This is a genomic window from Peptostreptococcus anaerobius 653-L, assembly GCF_000178095.1.
Classification (GTDB): Bacteria; Bacillota; Clostridia; order Peptostreptococcales; family Peptostreptococcaceae; genus Peptostreptococcus; species Peptostreptococcus anaerobius.
On record NZ_ADJN01000069.1, the window covers coordinates 1 to 18,858 of the forward strand.

The following is an 18,858-nucleotide window of genomic DNA, read 5'->3' on the forward strand; positions in this document are numbered from 1 at the left end:
GGATTAATAACTATTCGTGTATAATATCTAGATTGTATTGGTCTGAGAAATATTCTAGGAATTTCTTTTCAGTTGGAGTAAAGATTTTCTTTTTTGAGAATAGGAAATAGAAATCCCTATTCAGATTAAGTCCTTTAATTTTATAGTGTTTAATTTCTCCTCTTGCTATACTGCCTTCTACTGACATCTTTGAAACAAGTGAGGAACCAAGACCGTTTATTACCATTTCAATAATTGCTTCGTTGGATTCGACTACGGCTCTAACGTTTAAGTTATTAATTGAGATTCCAGCCTCAGAAAGTGACTTTGAAAGGGCATTTCTTGTACCAGACCCATCTTTTCTCATAATTAATACAAGGTCTTTAAAGGTGTTTATGTCTACAACCCCATCCTTGTTTGGTATTTCTAGGTCAGTAGGGCATATCAGACAAAGATCATCTTCGAGAATCTTATGGTACTCAACATGCGGATGCTTTGTTTTTGATCCTACTATACCGAATGTCGCCCTTTCACTAAGAATCTCAGGTACTACAAGGTTAGAATCGCAGTGGCTGATATAGAAATTTATATTTGGATATTCTTTGCAAAATTTAGACAAGAAACCAGGGAATATGTAGGTCTCGGGTATAGAACTACAGACTATATGTATAGAACCTTCAATCTTACCTGAATACTCTTTGATGTCGTATACTGCCTTTTTACAGTTGTTTATTATGACGATAGCATGTTTGTAAAGAAGTTGTCCAGAGTCTGTCAGTGTTATAGTCTTATTGGACCTGTTTAATAGGACTGTTTGTAACTCGTTTTCGAGGTTTTGTATATGTGAACTTACAGTAGGTTGTGTTAGAAAAAGTTCCCTAGCTGCCTTGGAAAAACTCTTGTACTTTGAGACAGCTACGAAAACTTCCAGTTGTTTTATATCCATTTAATCCTCCTTTAGAAAAATAGAATACTATTATTATATTTTCATTATACTACAATAGACAAAAAAAAGATAGATTTTAGCAATAATAGTGATAGGAATATATAATATATCGATTAGTAAGGATTGATTATTGCATATTTATCCTACACTTTCATGATATTAGTAGATATTCACTATATAAGATGATTTTTATAAAGACTAATTAGGAATTGTTTCTAATTTTTATTATAATACACCGATAAAAGTATAAAAATTATCTGAAAACATTAAAAAAGTAGTAAATTTTTGGATATGAATAAAAATATTAGAAAAAACTAAATATTCATATTAAATTCATATTAAAATTACTTATAATTCATATAGACCTGTTATCATAACAGTGTAAAGACGATGTGGTCGTTTTTATAAAATATAATTACCCTATAAACTGGTGACGAACTCCCTCACATCCTCGATAATCGTCATCAGGGCTATTTTTTTCCTATAGGCGGGATTCTCGTCTATAGGTTTTTTGCTGTTTAGATGTACTAGTAGAGGGCTGGTTATTGAGCAGTAAAAAATAGTGTGAAGTAAATACTATCACACTATTATTAGTTCTATATGATTTTTATTAATTATATCTATCCACTCTTGACTGATTCCTGAATCGGTTATTATCTTATCTACCTTGTCTAGATTACACACAAAAGATGGTCTTACCTCTCCAAACTTACTTGAATCTACTAATAAAATAACTTCAAGAGAATTTTCTATGCTGAATTTTTTGATTGCAACTTCATAGGAGTTTGCACATGTCAGACCTAATTTTTCATGTACACCTGCAGCTGACAGGAATAGCTTTGTTGTCCTGGTATTGCTTACAATTCTGAGTGCATCTGGTGATTCAAACATACCTGTGTCTCTATGAAAGCTTCCACCTGAAAAAAGTATTTTAACATTGGGTTTTGATAGCATATGTATTAGGTTGTTTGCACTGAAAATTAGACTTGTAAATGTTAGATCGGGGTCTATATATTGTGATAGCCTCTCTGTAGTCGTTCCTAAGTCTATACATACAATATCATCTTCGTTAATTAGTTCAGCTGCTTTTTTTCCTATGGCTAATTTCTCATCTTCCATTTTTCTGGAGTTTTCATTTAAGTTATATGTAAAAACAATGTCATTTGTTTGTTTAAGAGGATTGCTCTGTCTAGGATTAAAAACAGCAGATCCATAGAAGTTATCTATTATTTTTTTTTCTTCTAAGTATTTTAAATCTCTTCTAATAGTCATCTCTGATACATCCAACATAAGGGCTAGTTCTTTAACTGAAGCACCATTATGTTCTTCGAGTATCTTTACTATATTATTCAGTCTATCTTCTTTTTTACTCAAATATACCGCCTCCATTCTCATTTATTATAACAAAAAAATATTGAGATTGGTAGAAAATGTGAAAAAATAACAAAAAATATTAATTTTAGAAAAAACGTTATCAAAAAGTGATAAAATACAAACAAAATTATTGACATATGTTCGAGTATGCAATATTATAATAGTGTAATCAAAATTAAGTTTTAAGTAAGTTTTTTAAATAGCATAATTTATTGGAGGTATATAAAATGAAAAAAGAAGAAATACTTAGTTGTATCGACCATACTTTGTTAAAAGCATTTGCAAAATGGGAAGATATAGATACTTTATGTGAGGAAGCTGTAAAGGCAAAGACTGCATCAGTATGTGTTCCTCAGTCATATATCAAGAGGATAAGTGAAAAATATCCTGACCTAAATATATGTACAGTAGTAGGTTTTCCTCTTGGTTACAATAGCACAGGATCAAAAGTACAGGAAATAAAGGATGCCTTGGAAAACGGTGCAAATGAAATAGATATGGTAGTAAACATATCAGATGTTAAAAACGGAGACTATGACAAGGTCGAAGAAGAGATAAGAACTCTAAAGGAAACTTGTAAGGGCAAGGTCCTAAAGGTAATAATAGAGACTTGTTACTTAAATGAAGAAGAGAAGATAGCGATGTGTAAGGCTGTTACAAACGCAAAGGCAGATTATATAAAGACATCTACTGGATTCGGAACAGCAGGAGCTACTATGGAAGATATTTTATTATTTAAGAAACATATAGGACCAGATGTAAAGATGAAAGCTGCAGGTGGAATTAAATCAGTTGCTGACTTAGAGGCATTTATTGAAGCAGGATGCGATAGAATAGGCACTAGCTCAGCACTAAAGATGTTAGAGGGGGCTTCAAATGGTGGAGAATATTAATAAGATAAAAAGAGTTTTTTTGATAGTATTAGATAGCTTTGGAATTGGTGAGCTAGAGGATGCGGCTGATTATGGTGATGAGGGTAGCAATACCCTAGCAGCCATAGTAAAGTCAGACAAGTTCAAGGCTCCCAACTTGCAGAAGCTAGGACTTTTCAATATAGAGGGTGTAGACCACTCAATGGCAGTTGAAAAACCTCTTGCAAGTTTTGCAAGACTAAAAGAAATGTCAAAGGGCAAGGATACTACAATAGGCCACTGGGAAATAGCTGGTATAGTTTCAAATAAACCACATCCAACATTTCCAAATGGATTCCCAAAAGACTTCTTAGAAGAGTTTTCAAAGAGAACTGGAAGAGGTTACTTGTGCAATATGCCATACTCTGGTACAGCTGTTATTGAAAGATATGGACAAGATCATATGAAGACAGGTGATTTAATAGTCTACACTTCAGCTGACTCAGTATTCCAAATAGCTGCTCATGAAGAAGTTGTGAGTCTAGATGAACTATATAGATACTGTGAAATAGCTAGAGAATTACTAAAGGGAGACGACTTAGGAGTAGGTAGGGTAATAGCAAGGCCTTTTGTAGGAGAGCCAGGTAACTTTACAAGGACTCCTAACAGGCATGACTACTCATTAGTTCCTCCTAAAAAGACAGTGATGGACGAACTTTTAGAAGAGGGTAAGGATTCTATAGGTGTCGGCAAGATATACGATATATTCGCAGGCAAGGGAATAGCTCAGACCCACAAAATGAAAAACAACGAAGACGGAATGAATATAACAATTGACCTTATGGACAAGGACTTTGAAGGTATGTGCTTTACAAACCTAGTTGACTTTGATATGAAGTTTGGGCATAGAAATGATATAGATGGTTATGCAAATGCTACGACTGAGTTTGATCTTCAACTTGGACAGATGATGGATAAGATGAGAGACGATGATCTATTGATACTAACAGCTGATCATGGTTGTGACCCGTCTACACCAAGTACTGACCATTCAAGAGAACACGTTCCAATGCTAGCATATGGAAAGATGATTAAAGAAGGTATTGATTTAGGAACTAGGACTTCTTTCTCTGATATAGCTAAGACAATATCAGAAGCCTTCTCTACAAAGGGAGAAATCGAAGGAAATAGTTTTTATAAAAATATAGTAAAGTAAAAAAATACATCTAATTCGGGAGGAAATATGAAATTTTTATTTAATTTATTGGGAATCGTTCTTGTTCTAGCTCTTATGGTTTTGGTTTCTTATAACAGAAAAGCTATAGACAAGAAACAGGTTTTAAAGGCATTATTGGCGCAGGTTGTTATGGCAGCGATTATAATCAAGGTTCCAGCTGGTAGGGCAGTTATATCAACAGTAAGTGATGCTATAGCTAAGGTACTAAATTATGGTAGTGAAGGTATACAGTTTGTATTCGGATCTTTGGGGTTGGCTTCATCACCAACAGGATTTATATTTGCATTTCAGACTCTAGGTAACATAGTATTTATCTCTGGTTTGGTATCTGTACTATACTACTGTGGTATATTAGGATTCGTTGTTTCAAAGTTAGGCTGGGTACTTGGTAAGGCGTTTAAGACATCTGAGGTTGAGAGTTTTGTAGCTGTTGCCAATATGTTTTTAGGACAGACAGATTCACCAATACTTGTAAGTAAATACCTAGGTATGATGACAGACAGTGAAATAATGTTAGTTTTAGTATCAGGTATGGGTAGTATGTCAGTTAGTATAATTGCGGGTTATGTGGCTCTTGGTATACCAATGGAATCATTACTTATAGCATCAACTATGGTACCGATCGGGTCAGTTATAATATCTAAGATAATTTGTCCACAGACTGAAGAAATCAACGAGGTTGGAGAAGTTAAGATGGATAGAAAGGGTAACCACGAAAATGTTATCGACGCTATGTCAACAGGAGCTATAGACGGTATGAACATGGCGCTTGCAATAGGAGCAGCACTAATAGCTATAATATCTATAGTTGCCCTATTAAACGGAATACTAGGTAATTTTGGACTTTCACTAGAAGGAATATTATCTTACCTATTTGCACCTCTTGGTTATCTAATGGGTCTTGAAGGTGGTAATGTATTAAAGGCAGGAGAACTACTAGGTTCTAAGCTTATATTAAACGAGTTTGTTGCATTTGGTAAATTAGGACCAATGCTAAAGGCTATGGATCCTAGAACATCACTTATGTTATGTGTATCACTTGCAGGGTTTGCTAATGTAGGTAGTATAGGTATGTGTGTATCTGGTATATCAATACTTTGCCCAGAAAAGAGAGCTACTCTAGCTAGACTTGGAGTAAGAGGTATGATAGGTGGATTCTCAGTGAGTTTATTATCAGCTATGATAGTAGGTTTATTGATGTTAATATAGAAATTATTCAGTAAGATTGATGAATTAGTAGAATAGATATAGAAGATATATTTTTAGGTAAGAATTAGATATATACTTTTTGAAGTTTATTTTGGAGGTGGATATCATGAGAATGATAGATATAATAGAAAAGAAGAAAATAAAAGAAGAATTAACAGACAAGGAAATACAGTTCTGGGTTAGTGGAGTTACTGATGGTTCTATACCAGACTACCAGACTAGTGCCCTATTAATGGCTATACTTCTAAATGGTATGTCAGAAAGAGAAACAGCTACTCTTGCAGAAGCTATGATGCATAGTGGAGACGTTATAGACTTATCTTGCATAGAAGGTATAAAGTCTGACAAGCACTCCACTGGAGGTGTGGGTGATAAGACATCAATAGCCCTAGGATCAATAGTTGCAGCTTGTGGTTTAAAGGTTGCCAAGATGTCAGGTAGGGGTCTTGGACACACAGGTGGAACACTTGACAAGCTAGAATCTATAGATGGATTAAATATATTCCTTACAGAAGACGAATTTAAAAAGCAGGTAAGTGAAGTTGGTCTAGCTATTATCGGTCAGACTGGTGAGTTAGTCCCAGCTGACAAGAAGCTATATGCCCTAAGAGATGTTACAGCAACAGTTAACTCTATACCTCTTATAGCATCATCAATCATGTCAAAGAAATTGGCTTCAGGTTCTAATGCTATACTACTTGATGTTAAGTATGGTGAAGGAGCATTTATGCCTACAGTTGAAGATGCAAAAGAACTTGCTACAGCCATGATATCTATAGGTAACAGACTAGGTAGAAACACAATGGCTATGATAACTGATATGAACCAGCCTCTAGGAAATACAATCGGTAATGCCTTAGAAGTTGAAGAAGCAGTTGAAACAGTAAAGGGAAATGGTCCAAAAGACTTCACTGAATTGTGTATGTGCGCTGGTGAGATAATGTTGATGCAGGGTGAACTAGCATCAAACAAGGAAGAAGCAAGAAAGATGCTTGAAGAAGCTATATCTAGTGGAAAGGCATATGAAAAGCTAATTCAGATGGTCAAAGCCCAGGGTGGTAACATAGAACAGATAAAGGATACAAAATTATTACCACAGTCTAAGTTCGTAACAGAAATGAAGTCAAAGGAAGCTGGCTTTGTTCATAATATACATTCACAGCAGCTTGGAATATTGGCTATGCACCTAGGAGCTGGCAGAGCTACTAAGGACGATCCAATCAACTATGCTGTAGGTCTTAAGATGAACTCAAAGAAGGGTGATAGGGTTGAAGTAGGAGACCTACTTTGCACAGTATACCATGATGAACCTCTTAAAGATGAATGGATAGAAATGTTCTACAACACATTTAGCTTTGGTGATGAAAAAGTTGACCCAATACCAATTGTTGAAGCTATACTAGACTAATTCAATTGAAAAAAGAGACAGAAATAAATCTGTCTCTTTTTTGCTATACTATTAAACATAAAGTGAAAAATATATATTCTGATAAACAAATATGATAAAAATTTTATAGATTTATTGATACAAATGTTGTATACTAGTATTGTATAAATTTAGTATTAGTTAAGAATAGGAGGTAACAAAATGAAGCTCTTAACTTTTAAGGGAGGTATACATCCTCCGTATGGAAAAGAGTACGCTAACAAAAAACCAATTGAGAAAGCAGCAGCGCCTGCTAAAGTTTATATCCCTCTTCAACAGCATATCGGTGCACCTGCAAAGTGTATTGTAGCAGTTGGTGATGAAGTTAAACTTGGACAGAAAATTGGTGAAGCCCAAGGCTTTGTATCTTCTAACATTCACTCTTCAGTTTCTGGAGTTGTAAAGGCAATTGAGCCATGTGGTGTTCCTGGTGGGACAGCTATGTGCGTCATAATTGAAAACGATTTTCAAGAAACTCTTCATGAGAGCGTTAAGCCAAATAAAGACGTTGAAGAATTGAGCAAAGAAGAAATTGTAGGAATTATTAAAGAGGCCGGTATAGTTGGTATGGGTGGTGCAACATTCCCTAACCACGTAAAGATATCTCCTCCACCAGACTCAAAAGCAGAATTTGTTATACTTAACGGTGCTGAGTGTGAGCCTTATCTTACAGCAGATGATAGGTTGATGGTTGAGTATCCAGAAAAAGTTGTTTACGGTCTAAGAGCGCTTTTAAAGGCATTAGATGTCAATAAAGGATTCATAGGTATTGAAGCAAACAAACCAGAAGCCTTAAAGAACGTGACTGAAGCTGCTAAACCTTATCCAGAAATTGAAGTAGTTGGAATGCAGGTTAAGTATCCAGAAGGTGCTGAAAAACAGCTTATATATGCATGTACAGGAAGAGAAGTTCCATCAGGAGCACTTCCAATAGCTGTTGGAGCAGTGGTAAGTAACGTCGCTACAGCTGCAGCAATATCAAACGCTATTAGAGAAGGTATGCCTCTAGTAGAGAGAATAACAACAGTAACAGGTCCTTGTATAAAGGAACCTAAGAATTTAATAACAAAGGTTGGAACAAAGTTCAGTGAAATAATTGAGCAGTGCGGTGGAATCAAGGAAGGCGTAACAGCATCTAAGCTAATCGCCGGTGGTCCTATGATGGGTCTTGCACAGTATACTTCTGACATATCTACTAACAAGGGTTCTTCAGGTATCCTAATATTGCCAGAAGAAATGGCTGTAGCACCAGAACAGATGAACTGTATCAAGTGTGGTAGATGTACAGACGTATGTCCAGCATTCCTTCAACCATTATTTATAAGTGCATATTCGTTAAAGAATAATTTTGACGAAGCGGAAAAGCATAGGGCTATGGATTGTATAGAGTGCGGTTCATGTTCATACATTTGCCCAGCTAGAAGGTTATTACTTCCTTCTATAAGACAGGCAAAGAGAGAAATAGGCGCAAAGAGAAGAAAAGCTCAAGCAGCACAGAAGAAATAATAGTTAGGGGGAAAAATGATGAATAATAAATTGATAGTATCTTCTTCACCTCATATTAGGACAAATCAAGATACTTCATACATAATGAAACAAGTTTTACTTGCATTACTTCCAGCTACTCTAGCAGGTGTATACTACTTTAGAGTACAGGGTATAGTGACAATATTAGCTTGTGTAATCGGAGCAGTATGTTCTGAGTGGTTATATTGCAAAATAACAAAGAAGCCTTCAACAATAGGTGACTATTCAGCAGTGGTTACAGGTTTATTGTTAGCTTTTAACGTGCCTGCAGGTCTTCCTATATGGATGTGCATATTTGGTGCAATATTCTCAATAATAGTTGTAAAAATGGTATTCGGTGGTATAGGATTCAACTTCCTTAACCCAGCTCTTGCAGGTAGAGCCTTCTTATTGGCTTCTTTCCCAGTAGCTATGACTACATGGTTAAAGCCAGGTGCTAACCCAGATGCGGTTACTACTGCAACTCCTCTAAGCTTCTTAAAGCTAGCAGGTGCAGAGGGAATGGGAAGTGCAACAGATGCACTTACTAGGATACATGGAGCAAACATAAGTATAGCTGATATGTTCATGGGTAACATAGGTGGTACAATAGGTGAAACATGCTCATTGCTTTTAATATTAGGTGGAGTATACCTAATCTATAAGGGAATAATATCATATGTTATGCCTGCTACATATATCTGTCTAGTAGTTGTACTTACATTTATATTTGGCGGATTCAATGCAGAATTTGCAATCTATCAGGCATTTGCAGGTGGTTTGTTACTTGGTGGTTTCTTCATGTTGACAGACTACACTACATCTCCAATGACTAAAAAGGGTCAGATAATATATGCAGCAATTGCAGCAGTGATAGCTACTTGTATCAGACTATGGGGTGGATATCCAGAAGGTGTATCTTACTCAATCTTATTTGCAAACTGTCTAGTTCCACTAATAGACAAGTATGTACACAACAGAGTATTCGGGGAGGTGCGTAAATAATGAATAGTATGGTTAAAATAGGAACAACATTATTTGCATTCTCAGCAATAGCAGCTGGTCTACTAGCTGGTACAAACCAGATGACAGCTCCGAAGATAGCAGTGCTTAATGAAAAGGCCAACAACGAAGCAAGAATGCAGGTTCTTCCAGAAGCTAAGGAATTCAAAAAGGTAGAAGAAGGCCAGTACAAGTCAGCAGGCGCTGCTACTGTAAGAGAAGTATTCGAAGGTAGCAACGGTTCTGAAAAGGCTGGTTATACAATAAAGGCTGCTCCATCTGGTTACGGTGGTGAAGTCGAAATAACAATCGGTATATCAAAAGATGGAAAGATTTCCGGTGTTTCAATAGGCAACAACTCAGAAACTCCTGGTCTAGGTGCCAAGTCAGCTGATCCAGCTTTCAATGGTCAGTACAAGGGTAAGGCAGCCAAGCCAATCGAAGTTATAAAGGCTGGTAACCCAGCTGATAACCAAATAAAAGCAATATCTGGTGCAACAATAACATCTAAGGCAGTAACTAGCGGTGTTAACGATGCAATCAAGGTATTTGATACATTAAACAAATAGGGGGAGATAAGATGAGTAATTTAATAAAGATATTAAAAAACGGTATAATCGATGAGAACCCTACATTTGTTCAGGTAATAGGTATGTGTCCAACACTAGCCGTTACAAGTTCAGCAATAAATGGTATAGGTATGGGGTTGTCTACAGCAGTGGTACTTTCTTGTTCAAACTTGGCGATATCACTTCTTAGAAAGATAGTACCAGATAAGATAAGAATACCATGTTTCGTAGTAGTTATAGCTACATTCGTTACAATAGTACAGATGATGTTAAAGGCTTATATGCCAGCACTTGATGCCGCACTTGGTCTTTACATTCCGCTTATAGTTGTTAACTGTTTGATACTTGCAAGAGCAGAAGCTTATGCTTGTAAGAATAAGCCAGTTGATTCATTCGTAGACGGTATAGGAATGGGTCTTGGTTTTACACTTGGTCTTACAGCTCTAGGTGCAGTTAGAGAAATATTAGGAGCAGGAAGCATCTTCGGATTCGTATTCCTTCCAGCTCAGTTTAACACATTGTTATTCATATTACCTCCAGGAGCTTTCTTAACTCTAGGATTCTTGATGGCGATATTTAACAAAGTGACAAAGAAAAAAGCGTAAAGGGGTGTAGAGATTGAAATTAATATTATTATTCTTATATATAGTACTTGTTAATAATGTTATAACTTCTCAGTTCTTGGGTATATGTCCATTCTTGGGTGTATCTAAGAAGACTGATACAGCTATCGGTATGGGTGTAGCAGTTACATTCGTTATAGCGCTTGCATCAGTTATAACTTATTTCATACAGATGGTTTTAGATAAATTTGGTATTGGATACCTACAGACAATAGCATTTATACTTGTTATTGCTTCTATAGTTCAGTTCGTTGAAATGGTAATAAAGAAGTCATCTCCATCGCTTTACCAGGCGCTTGGTGTTTACCTTCCTCTTATCACAACAAACTGTGCCGTGTTAGGTATTGCTATTGTTAATATAACAAAGGGTTACAATCTAATTGAAACTCTAATAAACGGTGTGGGAGCTGGTATTGGCTTCACACTTTCAATAGTAATATTTGCAGGTATCAGAGAAAGACTTGAATTGGCAGACATACAGGAAGCTTTTGAGGGATTCCCAATAACATTGATTTCTGCGAGTCTAATGTCAATAGCCTTTCTAGGATTCACAGGTTTAATTAAATTATAAGGGGGGTACTAGAGAATGCTAATTGTATATGCGGTAGTAGTACTAGGTGTACTTGGTTTGATCTTTGGTATGATCCTTGATTTCGCTTCAAAGAAGTTTGCTGTAGAAGTAGACCCAAAAGAAGCTGAAGTATTAGAAGTATTGCCAGGAGCAAACTGTGGTGGTTGTGGATTCCCAGGTTGTGGAGGTCTTGCAGCTGCTATAGCTAAGGGAGAAGCACCAGTTAATGGCTGTCCAGTTGGTGGAGCAGGCGTTGCAGAAAAAGTTGCAGCAATAATGGGTGTTGATGCCGGTTCAGGAGAAAAGTTAGTTGCTAATGTAAGATGTAAGGGCACATGTGAAGCTACTAAGAATAAATATGAATATAGTGGTATACAGGATTGTAGGGCTGCAGCATCTCTTATAGGAGGTCCTAAGGGATGTTCTTATGGATGTTTAGGTCTTGGAACTTGTGTACAGGTTTGTAAGTTCGATGCTATCCACGTTATAGATGGAGTTGCTGTAGTTGACGAAGAAAAGTGCGTTAACTGTGGTAAGTGTATCGATATATGTCCTAAGGGGCTTATTGAACGTAAGCCAGCTAACAAGACTGTTACAGTTCAGTGTAAGTCAAATGACTTTGGTAAGGCAGTAAAGGAAAATTGTTCAGTTGGTTGTATAGGTTGTGGTATCTGTTTCAAGGAATGTCCTTTCGATGCTATAATCTTTGAAAACAAGCTAGCACAGATTGATTATGACAAGTGTAAGCAATGTAACAAGTGTGCAATGAAGTGTCCTACTAAGGTTATTAAGCCAAAGGAAAGAAAAAAACCAGCTCCAAAGCCAGCTCCAAAGCCAGCTGAAGCAGTAGCTCCTAAGACAGAAGCTAAGCCAGCAGAGGTTAAGGAAGAGGCTAAGACAGTTGAAGCAACTGATGAAAAACAGGGTAACTAGTCTTAACTAATATAAAATAAAAAGATCCTTGGGATTTCCTAAGGGTCTTTTTTATATGCTTTTAAAATTTTGTGTATGCAACCGTGTATATGTGATTCTTGTATATATGGCTTGTGTAAGCCACATGGCCTATAAGACCTTATTTCGGTTTAAAAAATTATCCTTAGTGTCTATATAACTACAAAATATATAAGTTGGAGGACACGCTGTGAAAAATATAAGGATAAGAGAAATGAACGATGATGAAAGACCTGTGGAGAAAATGATAAAAAAAGGAGTCAAATACCTAAATAACTCTGAGTTACTGGCTATACTGATAAGGACTGGAAGTAGAAATGACAGTGCTATTAGTCTATCTACAAAGATACTAGCTAAAACTGATAAGGGTATCAGGGGCTTGGTAGATATGACTATAGAAGACCTGTGTATGATAGAGGGTATAGGACCTACAAAGGCTACCATAATAAAGGCTGCCCTTGAACTTGGGTCTAGGGTGTCTGGATATATTCCTAAAAACTACAAAATCAAAAACCCATGGGACATATATTCTTTTTATATGGAAGAGATGAGGTACCTAAAGAAAGAAGTATTCAAGGTAGTATTACTCAACACCAAAAATGAAATAATAAGCGACATTAACATATCTATTGGCAGTCTTAATTATTCTATTGTGCATCCTAGAGAGGTATTTACAGAAGCTATAAAAAAGAGCGCAAACTCTATAATACTTATGCACAACCATCCATCAGGCAATCCTAATCCTTCACTAGAGGATATAAACGTGACCAAGAGGCTGAGAGAATCTGGTGAAATACTGGGCATAGAGGTACTCGATCACGTCATTATAGGAGAAGGGGTTTACTACAGCCTTAAGGAAGAGGACGATATCTAAGGAAATGGAAGTTTTTAAGTGGTTTACTTATGTTGACACGCCTATATGTCTGACGTATAATATAAATTAGTATAGTATGTTAGAATAAAATTCAAGTATGAGAAAATGTATTATCTATATAAGTTTTTGGTCTTGTAAAATAGCAATATTTTATAAGTAGACAAGTATTTTGGAGCGAAACCGATAAAAATATATAGATAGGCACATTCAAATAGTACTTAACTATAAAATAGGAGGATGTTATGGGTTTCTTTAGTAAATTATTCGGTACAAAGGTAAACAACATTATAACAAATGATATGGCTATAGATCTTGGTACTGCCAACACGCTTGTATATATCAAGGGTCAGGGAATAGTGGTGGATGAACCATCAGTAGTAGCTATAAGAGAGGACAATAATGAAATACTAGCTGTAGGTAATGAGGCTAGAGAGATGATGGGAAGGACGCCAGAGAACATCTTAGCAATTCAGCCAGTTAAAGAGGGTGTTATATCAGATTTTGAAGCAACTCAGGCTATGATGAGTTATTTTATACAGAAGGGATCAAAGGGACTAGTAAGTCCTAGGATTATAGTGTGTGTTCCTTATGGCATAACAAAGGTTGAGAGAAAGGCTATCGAGGAGGCAGCTATGCAGTCTGGCGGTAGAGAGATATTTATATTAGATGAACCTATGGCAGCAGCTATAGGAGCAAAACTAAATGTCAACGACCCAGAAGGCAATATGATAGTGGATATTGGTGGTGGAACTTCTGAAATTGCAGTTATATCACTTGGTGGGGTAGTTGCAGCCAATTCAATAAGAATAGGTGGAGACGAGTTCAATTCAGCAATAGAAAACTATGTTAGAAGAGAATATAACATTGTAATAGGTACTAGAACTGCAGAGATAATTAAGCTTGAAATAGGTTCAGCCTATCCAGGTGACAAGGAAATGGAAATGAACGTAAGTGGTAGGGATATTATGACAGGCCTGCCTAGAACTATAACAATAGGCTCTACAGAAGTTAGGGAAGCCTTGAGAACTCAGATTGAAGAGGTAATAGAAGCTATAAGGACTACTCTTGAACAGACACCTCCAGAATTGGCGTCTGATATATTGGACAAGGGTATATTTTTAACAGGTGGAGGATCTCTTCTTAGGGGTCTTGATAAGCTGATAAATGTTGAGACCTCGCTTGATGTCAAGGTAGCTGAAAATCCACTTATGGCGGTTGCACTTGGAGCAGGTGCAGCAGTGGAAAATGAAGACATATTCCATAGCATAGTAATGATGAATCAAGAGAGTTAGTTGGTGGTATAGTTGAAGTTAAGTAAAAATGAAAGAAGGAAGCTAACAACTAAGGGACTATTGTCTACTATTGTCATAGTAGTAGTTCTTGGTGTTACAGCCATTTCATTTTCAAATGGCGGAAGAGTTGATCAGATAGAAAATAGTGGAATACACCAATTTTTCTATGGATTTGGCAAGCACATTAATAGGGTCCTTGATTTTGGTCAGGGATTTGTTAGCGATATTATATACTTTAGGCATAATTCACGCAAGTTGAAGGAAGTAGAGGCCCAAAACGACAAGCTAAAGAAGGAGATTATTGATCTAAAGGGAGAAGGAGAAAAGATGGAATCTCTAGATAGACTCAAAAAATCCCTTAACTATGTCAGTAGTGACTCTAGAAATGAATTGGTATCTGCAAGTATTATAGGTAAGAATGATGGAGACTGGTACAAGTCTTTTATAATAGATGCTGGTTCGGATGCAGGTGTTTCAAAAAATAGTATTGTTATAAATGACAAGGGTGTAGTGGGCATTGTCTATAGTGTGAGTAATAGGTATTCTAAGTCTATAAGTCTGGTTGATTCCAGGGCATCTGTTAGCTTTAAGGTACCTGGAGAAAGTGACAAAAATGGTGTTATCACAACATCTTCAATGGTTGGTAATGCAGATTTTACGGATGTTGACAAGCTTTTGAGGGGATATATGTTCGATTCAAAATCAAAAATCAAGACAGGAGACTTGATAGTTACATCTGGAGTTGGTCTTTATCCTGAGAACATACCTATTGGAAAGATAACTAGTGTGAATTATGATAAAAATAAGTCCATGAAGATAATAAAGGTAAGACCTAATGTTGATTTTAAAAAACTAAATGACGTAAGTATAATTCCTCCAAGAAGGACAGAATAGGAGGCCAGTATGAAAAATATTATGCTATTTATTATAGGAGTGGTTATCCTTTTATTGGAGACCTTCCTTACTAACTTTTTAAATGCTAGTGTAAGTATAAATTTTCTACTCGTATTCATAATTTTGATTTCACTTTATTATGATAAGAACTATTCACTTGTTTTAGGAGGAATTTTAGGTTTAATAAGCGATTTGGTTTCAGGGGGGATAATAGGTGTTACAGGAGTTCTTTTCCTTGCGACATCATACTTTATTTCCAGCATAGAGAAGTCTATATTCAAGGATGACAAAAAAATCATATGCCTTTTGGTGTATATAGTTAGTGCGGGCTACTCCTTGCTAAATGGTGTAGTGTCTGCTATATTTTTTGTTCCACCATCCTTGTTTGTAGCTCTACTTAAGATGATTATAGTATTTCCAATATTAAATTCTTTAATAGCTTTTGTAGCCTATACTTTATTTGAAGATAGGCTGAAGAAATTGAGAGAAGATTAGGGGGGTAAAATGAACAAAGATACATTATTAAAGTCTAGGCTTAAGACCTTAAACAAGGTGATTTTTGTTATTCTAGCCCTGATATTAGTGAAGATAGTCTATATGACTACAATAGAGGGGGACCAGTATGTAGACCTAGCCAATCAGAAGACCTACAAGAGGATAATGGTTCAGGCACCCAGGGGTGAGATTAAGGATAGGAACGGTATCGTACTTGCTGGGAACACTCCAGAGTTTACCGTGCAGATTGTAGGCGATTCATTTAACCAAAAGGGTGTTGACAATGACGAGTACCAAAACAAGACAGCCTATTCACTGGTTAGGATACTGGAAAAAAACGAGGAAAAGTATGAAGATGACTTTCCTATATTTATAGAGGCTGGTAGGTATAGGTACACTTATGACAAAAAAATAGAGGAATTCAAGAGTGAAAATGGAATTCCAAAAAACTACAGTCCAAAGCAGTGTTTCTACTATATTACGGACTCTTTGATAAAAAATGGGCTGCTTTCCCTTGCTGATAGGGAAAAAAATCCAGTAGACCTCCAGTCCAAGATGAATTCACTTGGCTACTACCCGCCTATATTGGTGTCTACATGGCAATTTACAGAGGATAAGAACAAGATAGACTGGTTGGAAAGCTACAAGTTAGACTCAAAGACAGAGGCTGGAGATGCCTTTAAGAAGATTAGGGACTCCTATTACAAGATAGACAAGTCCATATCAGATAGAGAAGCTAGAAAGATAATGATAGTAAGAAACCTACTAAAGTCCAATATATATACACAGTATAATCCTGTGACCTTGGCAAAAGGTATAAAGAAAGAAACAGTTGCCCAGATTGAAGAAAATTCAATGAACTTGTCAGGTGTTTCTGTTGCAGTCAAACAAAAGAGGGTATATCCAAACAAAAACCTAGCCTCACACGTATTGGGTTATGTAGGGAAGATACCTTCTTCAAAGCAGCAAGAACTTTTGACAAAAGGTTACTCCAGTGATAGCAATATAGGGCTTTCTGGTGTAGAGCATAGTTTTGAAGAAAAGCTAAAAGGAAAAGATGGATATAAGGAAGTAAAGGTTGATAGCGTAGGTAGGGTGATCAATGAGATGAAGTCTGTAAGCCCTGTTTCTGGGTCCAGTCTTTACCTTACTATAGATTCAAAGCTACAAACAGTTGCAGAAGAGTCATTAGAAAGAGCTATAAATTCTGCTAGAACTGGTTCAACATTTAAAAGTCAGTTCGGAGATATAAGTATAGGTGACGTAGGGCCAAAAGCTAAATCAGGTGCTATAGTAGCCATGGATGTTTCTAGTGGAGATGTGCTTGCTATGTCAAGTTTTCCAAATTACGATCCTAATAAGTTTGCAGAAGGCATAAGTGCTAGTGACTACAACAACTACCTGCCTAAGAACCAAAATGACTTGTTGGCTCCGAATCCATTATTAAACTTGGCTACACAGGGGGCCTTCCAGCCGGGTTCAACATTTAAGCTGATAACAGCTATGGCAGCTCTTGAGTCAGGTCTAAACCCAGAATATACTATAAATGATCCGGGTGTTATAAGAATGGGTAATAGGAACTTTGCCGATTATATATGGCATAAGTCCAGAAAAGGCCATGGTATTGAAAACCTGTATAAGGCAATACAAGAGTCTTGTAACGTGTATTTTTATATAATCGGTAGTGACAAAAACTGGCTCACAGGTCAGGACCTAAACCTAGGCATGGGTGCTAAAAAGATATTAGACTATGCTAAAAAGTTTGGTCTAGACCAAGAGACGGGGCTTGAAGGCCAGTTGGAACAGAGAAATGGTAAGGTTCCTAGTGAAGAGCAAAAGATAGAAAAGACAAAAATTCAGATGAAACTTGCTATAGAAAAGACAATGAAGGATCATTTTGAAGGAATAGACTACACCAAAAATAATGACCTTTTTGAGAACAAGGTAGAAGAGATAGTATCTTGGATAGATGAAGACAAACCTGTAGGAAGATCTGAGGCTATAACCAGGCTAAAAAAACTAGGTGTAAAGTCTCAATATGTAACAGATGATGCAGATTATCTAGTATTCTCTTATATAAATTATGCAAAATGGGGTGTTGGTGATACCTTTAACTTGTCTATAGGGCAGGGTGAGAATGCATACAATCCCGTACAGATTGCAAGATATGTATCTGCAATAGCCAATGGTGGATATCTGGTAAATGTAAATGTAGTAAATAAGTCGGAATCTCCAAATGGCAAGATAGGCGAAGAGGCAAATAGAAGGTTAGACAAGATAAGCTTTAAAAACGATAAGAATCTAGAAGACTTGAAAATAGGTATGGTCAGGGTTTCTCAGCAAGGTCTAGCCAAGAAGGCTTTTGAAAACTTCCCTATAAAGGTTGCGTCTAAGACAGGTACAGCTGAGAAAACTGGTAAGATTCCAACTGACAATGAGTTTGCATACTTGATGTCTCATTTGGCTTCTTATAAGGTTGAAAAGGACAAGGTAATAGCCAAGTATGAAGAACTTAAGACAGAGAAAGAACAGGAATTAACTAAGAACAAAATAGAGGAATTAAAGAAAAAGATAGCTAGTCCACAAACTAGTAAAGATGACAAAGAAAAGTATGAAAAAGAGCTTAAAAATGGAGTAAGGGTCAAATTAGATAATACAGACAAGATTAATTCTTTTTATCTAAGAAAGGCTATAAAGCTACTTAACCACAAGCTTACAAATGAAGATATTGATAGTTTTAAGGAAAACTATGGTTCATTCGCTTGGTGTGTTGCATTTGCTCCAGCAGATAATCCTAAAATAGCAGTTGCGTGTATGATACCACAGGGAGAATCCTCCTCATATGCAGTGCTACCTATCAGGGAGGTCTTAGGATCATACTTTAAGTTAAAACCTAATCTTGATAAAAAAGAAGCAGACAAAAAATCCGATAATGACAAGAATAGGTCAAATAAAAACGATCAAGAAGAGACAAATGAAAATGACCATATAGGCTCATCTAATAATGAAGATAGGACAAATGGCTATGGTCTTGAGGGTGTAGACTAAAAGAGAGAAGG

General features: G+C 36.4%; 17 protein-coding genes. 15 read left to right on the top strand and 2 right to left on the bottom strand.

The features are described 5' to 3' along the window. Window positions 1–10: 10 nt before the first annotated feature. Both HMPREF0631_RS08910 and HMPREF0631_RS08915 read right to left on the bottom strand, forming a co-directional pair. Window positions 11–925 (bottom strand): selenium metabolism-associated LysR family transcriptional regulator, encoded by a 915-nt coding sequence (locus tag HMPREF0631_RS08910; protein ID WP_002844618.1) that lies wholly within the window; start codon window positions 923–925, stop codon window positions 11–13. 579 nt (window positions 926–1,504) lie between these two features. After that, a complete protein-coding gene (locus tag HMPREF0631_RS08915; protein ID WP_002844619.1) occupies window positions 1,505–2,299 on the bottom strand; it encodes a DeoR/GlpR family DNA-binding transcription regulator in 795 nt (264 codons plus the stop codon). Window positions 2,300–2,526: 227 nt separating this feature from the next. Between HMPREF0631_RS08915 and deoC the strand changes: the two genes are divergently transcribed. The 15 genes from deoC (at window position 2,527) to HMPREF0631_RS08990 (ending at window position 18,847) form a co-directional block, all read left to right on the top strand. Then, window positions 2,527–3,192, top strand: a complete 666-nt coding sequence (deoC, locus tag HMPREF0631_RS08920) for a deoxyribose-phosphate aldolase (protein ID WP_002844624.1) — start codon at window positions 2,527–2,529, stop codon at window positions 3,190–3,192. Beyond that, window positions 3,176–4,366: a phosphopentomutase gene (locus HMPREF0631_RS08925; RefSeq protein ID WP_002844599.1), complete on the top strand. Its 1,191-nt coding sequence runs from the start codon at window positions 3,176–3,178 to the stop codon at window positions 4,364–4,366. The genes deoC and HMPREF0631_RS08925 overlap by 17 nt, the downstream gene beginning before the upstream one ends. Window positions 4,367–4,393: 27 nt before the next feature. Beyond that, window positions 4,394–5,596: a NupC/NupG family nucleoside CNT transporter gene (locus tag HMPREF0631_RS08930; protein WP_002844611.1), complete on the top strand. Its 1,203-nt coding sequence runs from the start codon at window positions 4,394–4,396 to the stop codon at window positions 5,594–5,596. A 106-nt stretch (window positions 5,597–5,702) separates the two neighbouring features. After that, window positions 5,703–7,004 carry a pyrimidine-nucleoside phosphorylase gene (locus tag HMPREF0631_RS08935; RefSeq protein ID WP_002844597.1) on the top strand — a complete coding sequence of 434 codons (1,302 nt, stop codon included), beginning with the start codon at window positions 5,703–5,705 and terminating at the stop codon, window positions 7,002–7,004. Window positions 7,005–7,184: 180 nt separating this feature from the next. Next, a complete protein-coding gene (gene rsxC, locus HMPREF0631_RS08940; protein ID WP_002844616.1) occupies window positions 7,185–8,528 on the top strand; it encodes an electron transport complex subunit RsxC in 1,344 nt (447 codons plus the stop codon). An 18-nt stretch (window positions 8,529–8,546) separates the two neighbouring features. Continuing rightward, entirely contained in the window at window positions 8,547–9,533 is a 987-nt protein-coding gene (locus tag HMPREF0631_RS08945; RefSeq protein WP_019595462.1) for an RnfABCDGE type electron transport complex subunit D, read from the top strand. Further along, the gene (locus tag HMPREF0631_RS08950) at window positions 9,533–10,099 is read left to right on the top strand and encodes an RnfABCDGE type electron transport complex subunit G (RefSeq protein WP_002844635.1); all 567 of its coding nucleotides are present in this window, start codon (window positions 9,533–9,535) and stop codon (window positions 10,097–10,099) included. Before HMPREF0631_RS08945 ends, HMPREF0631_RS08950 begins: the two co-directional genes overlap by 1 nt. An 11-nt stretch (window positions 10,100–10,110) precedes the next feature. Further along, window positions 10,111–10,704 (top strand): electron transport complex subunit RsxE, encoded by a 594-nt coding sequence (gene rsxE, locus HMPREF0631_RS08955; protein WP_002844610.1) that lies wholly within the window; start codon window positions 10,111–10,113, stop codon window positions 10,702–10,704. Between the two features lie 13 nt (window positions 10,705–10,717). Further along, window positions 10,718–11,293 carry an electron transport complex subunit RsxA gene (gene rsxA / locus HMPREF0631_RS08960; protein ID WP_002844590.1) on the top strand — a complete coding sequence of 192 codons (576 nt, stop codon included), beginning with the start codon at window positions 10,718–10,720 and terminating at the stop codon, window positions 11,291–11,293. A gap of 15 nt (window positions 11,294–11,308) precedes the next feature. Beyond that, window positions 11,309–12,226 (top strand): RnfABCDGE type electron transport complex subunit B, encoded by a 918-nt coding sequence (gene rnfB / locus HMPREF0631_RS08965; RefSeq protein WP_002844633.1) that lies wholly within the window; start codon window positions 11,309–11,311, stop codon window positions 12,224–12,226. A 232-nt stretch (window positions 12,227–12,458) separates the two neighbouring features. After that, window positions 12,459–13,118 (top strand): RadC family protein, encoded by a 660-nt coding sequence (radC, locus tag HMPREF0631_RS08970; protein ID WP_002846136.1) that lies wholly within the window; start codon window positions 12,459–12,461, stop codon window positions 13,116–13,118. A gap of 242 nt (window positions 13,119–13,360) precedes the next feature. Beyond that, a complete protein-coding gene (locus HMPREF0631_RS08975) occupies window positions 13,361–14,410 on the top strand; it encodes a rod shape-determining protein (RefSeq protein ID WP_002844587.1) in 1,050 nt (349 codons plus the stop codon). 12 nt (window positions 14,411–14,422) lie between these two features. Then, on the top strand, window positions 14,423–15,304 hold the full coding sequence (mreC, locus tag HMPREF0631_RS08980) for a rod shape-determining protein MreC (protein ID WP_002844594.1): 882 nt from the start codon (window positions 14,423–14,425) through the stop codon (window positions 15,302–15,304). Between the two features lie 9 nt (window positions 15,305–15,313). Beyond that, entirely contained in the window at window positions 15,314–15,799 is a 486-nt protein-coding gene (mreD, locus tag HMPREF0631_RS08985) for a rod shape-determining protein MreD (protein WP_002844586.1), read from the top strand. Between the two features lie 9 nt (window positions 15,800–15,808). Continuing rightward, window positions 15,809–18,847, top strand: coding sequence for a penicillin-binding transpeptidase domain-containing protein (locus HMPREF0631_RS08990; RefSeq protein ID WP_002844613.1), 3,039 nt, complete (start codon window positions 15,809–15,811; stop codon window positions 18,845–18,847). Window positions 18,848–18,858 lie beyond the last annotated feature (11 nt).

Coding starts and splice junctions, on each gene's coding strand:
- HMPREF0631_RS08910 (WP_002844618.1), bottom strand. CDS start 925: ATGGATATAAAACAACTGGAAGTTTTCGTAGCTGTCTCAAAGTACAAG.
- deoC (WP_002844624.1), top strand. CDS start 2,527: ATGAAAAAAGAAGAAATACTTAGTTGTATCGACCATACTTTGTTAAAA.
- HMPREF0631_RS08925 (WP_002844599.1), top strand. CDS start 3,176: ATGGTGGAGAATATTAATAAGATAAAAAGAGTTTTTTTGATAGTATTA.
- HMPREF0631_RS08930 (WP_002844611.1), top strand. CDS start 4,394: ATGAAATTTTTATTTAATTTATTGGGAATCGTTCTTGTTCTAGCTCTT.
- HMPREF0631_RS08935 (WP_002844597.1), top strand. CDS start 5,703: ATGAGAATGATAGATATAATAGAAAAGAAGAAAATAAAAGAAGAATTA.
- rsxC (WP_002844616.1), top strand. CDS start 7,185: ATGAAGCTCTTAACTTTTAAGGGAGGTATACATCCTCCGTATGGAAAA.
- HMPREF0631_RS08945 (WP_019595462.1), top strand. CDS start 8,547: ATGAATAATAAATTGATAGTATCTTCTTCACCTCATATTAGGACAAAT.
- HMPREF0631_RS08950 (WP_002844635.1), top strand. CDS start 9,533: ATGAATAGTATGGTTAAAATAGGAACAACATTATTTGCATTCTCAGCA.
- rsxE (WP_002844610.1), top strand. CDS start 10,111: ATGAGTAATTTAATAAAGATATTAAAAAACGGTATAATCGATGAGAAC.
- rnfB (WP_002844633.1), top strand. CDS start 11,309: ATGCTAATTGTATATGCGGTAGTAGTACTAGGTGTACTTGGTTTGATC.
- radC (WP_002846136.1), top strand. CDS start 12,459: ATGAACGATGATGAAAGACCTGTGGAGAAAATGATAAAAAAAGGAGTC.
- HMPREF0631_RS08975 (WP_002844587.1), top strand. CDS start 13,361: ATGGGTTTCTTTAGTAAATTATTCGGTACAAAGGTAAACAACATTATA.
- mreD (WP_002844586.1), top strand. CDS start 15,314: ATGAAAAATATTATGCTATTTATTATAGGAGTGGTTATCCTTTTATTG.
- HMPREF0631_RS08990 (WP_002844613.1), top strand. CDS start 15,809: ATGAACAAAGATACATTATTAAAGTCTAGGCTTAAGACCTTAAACAAG.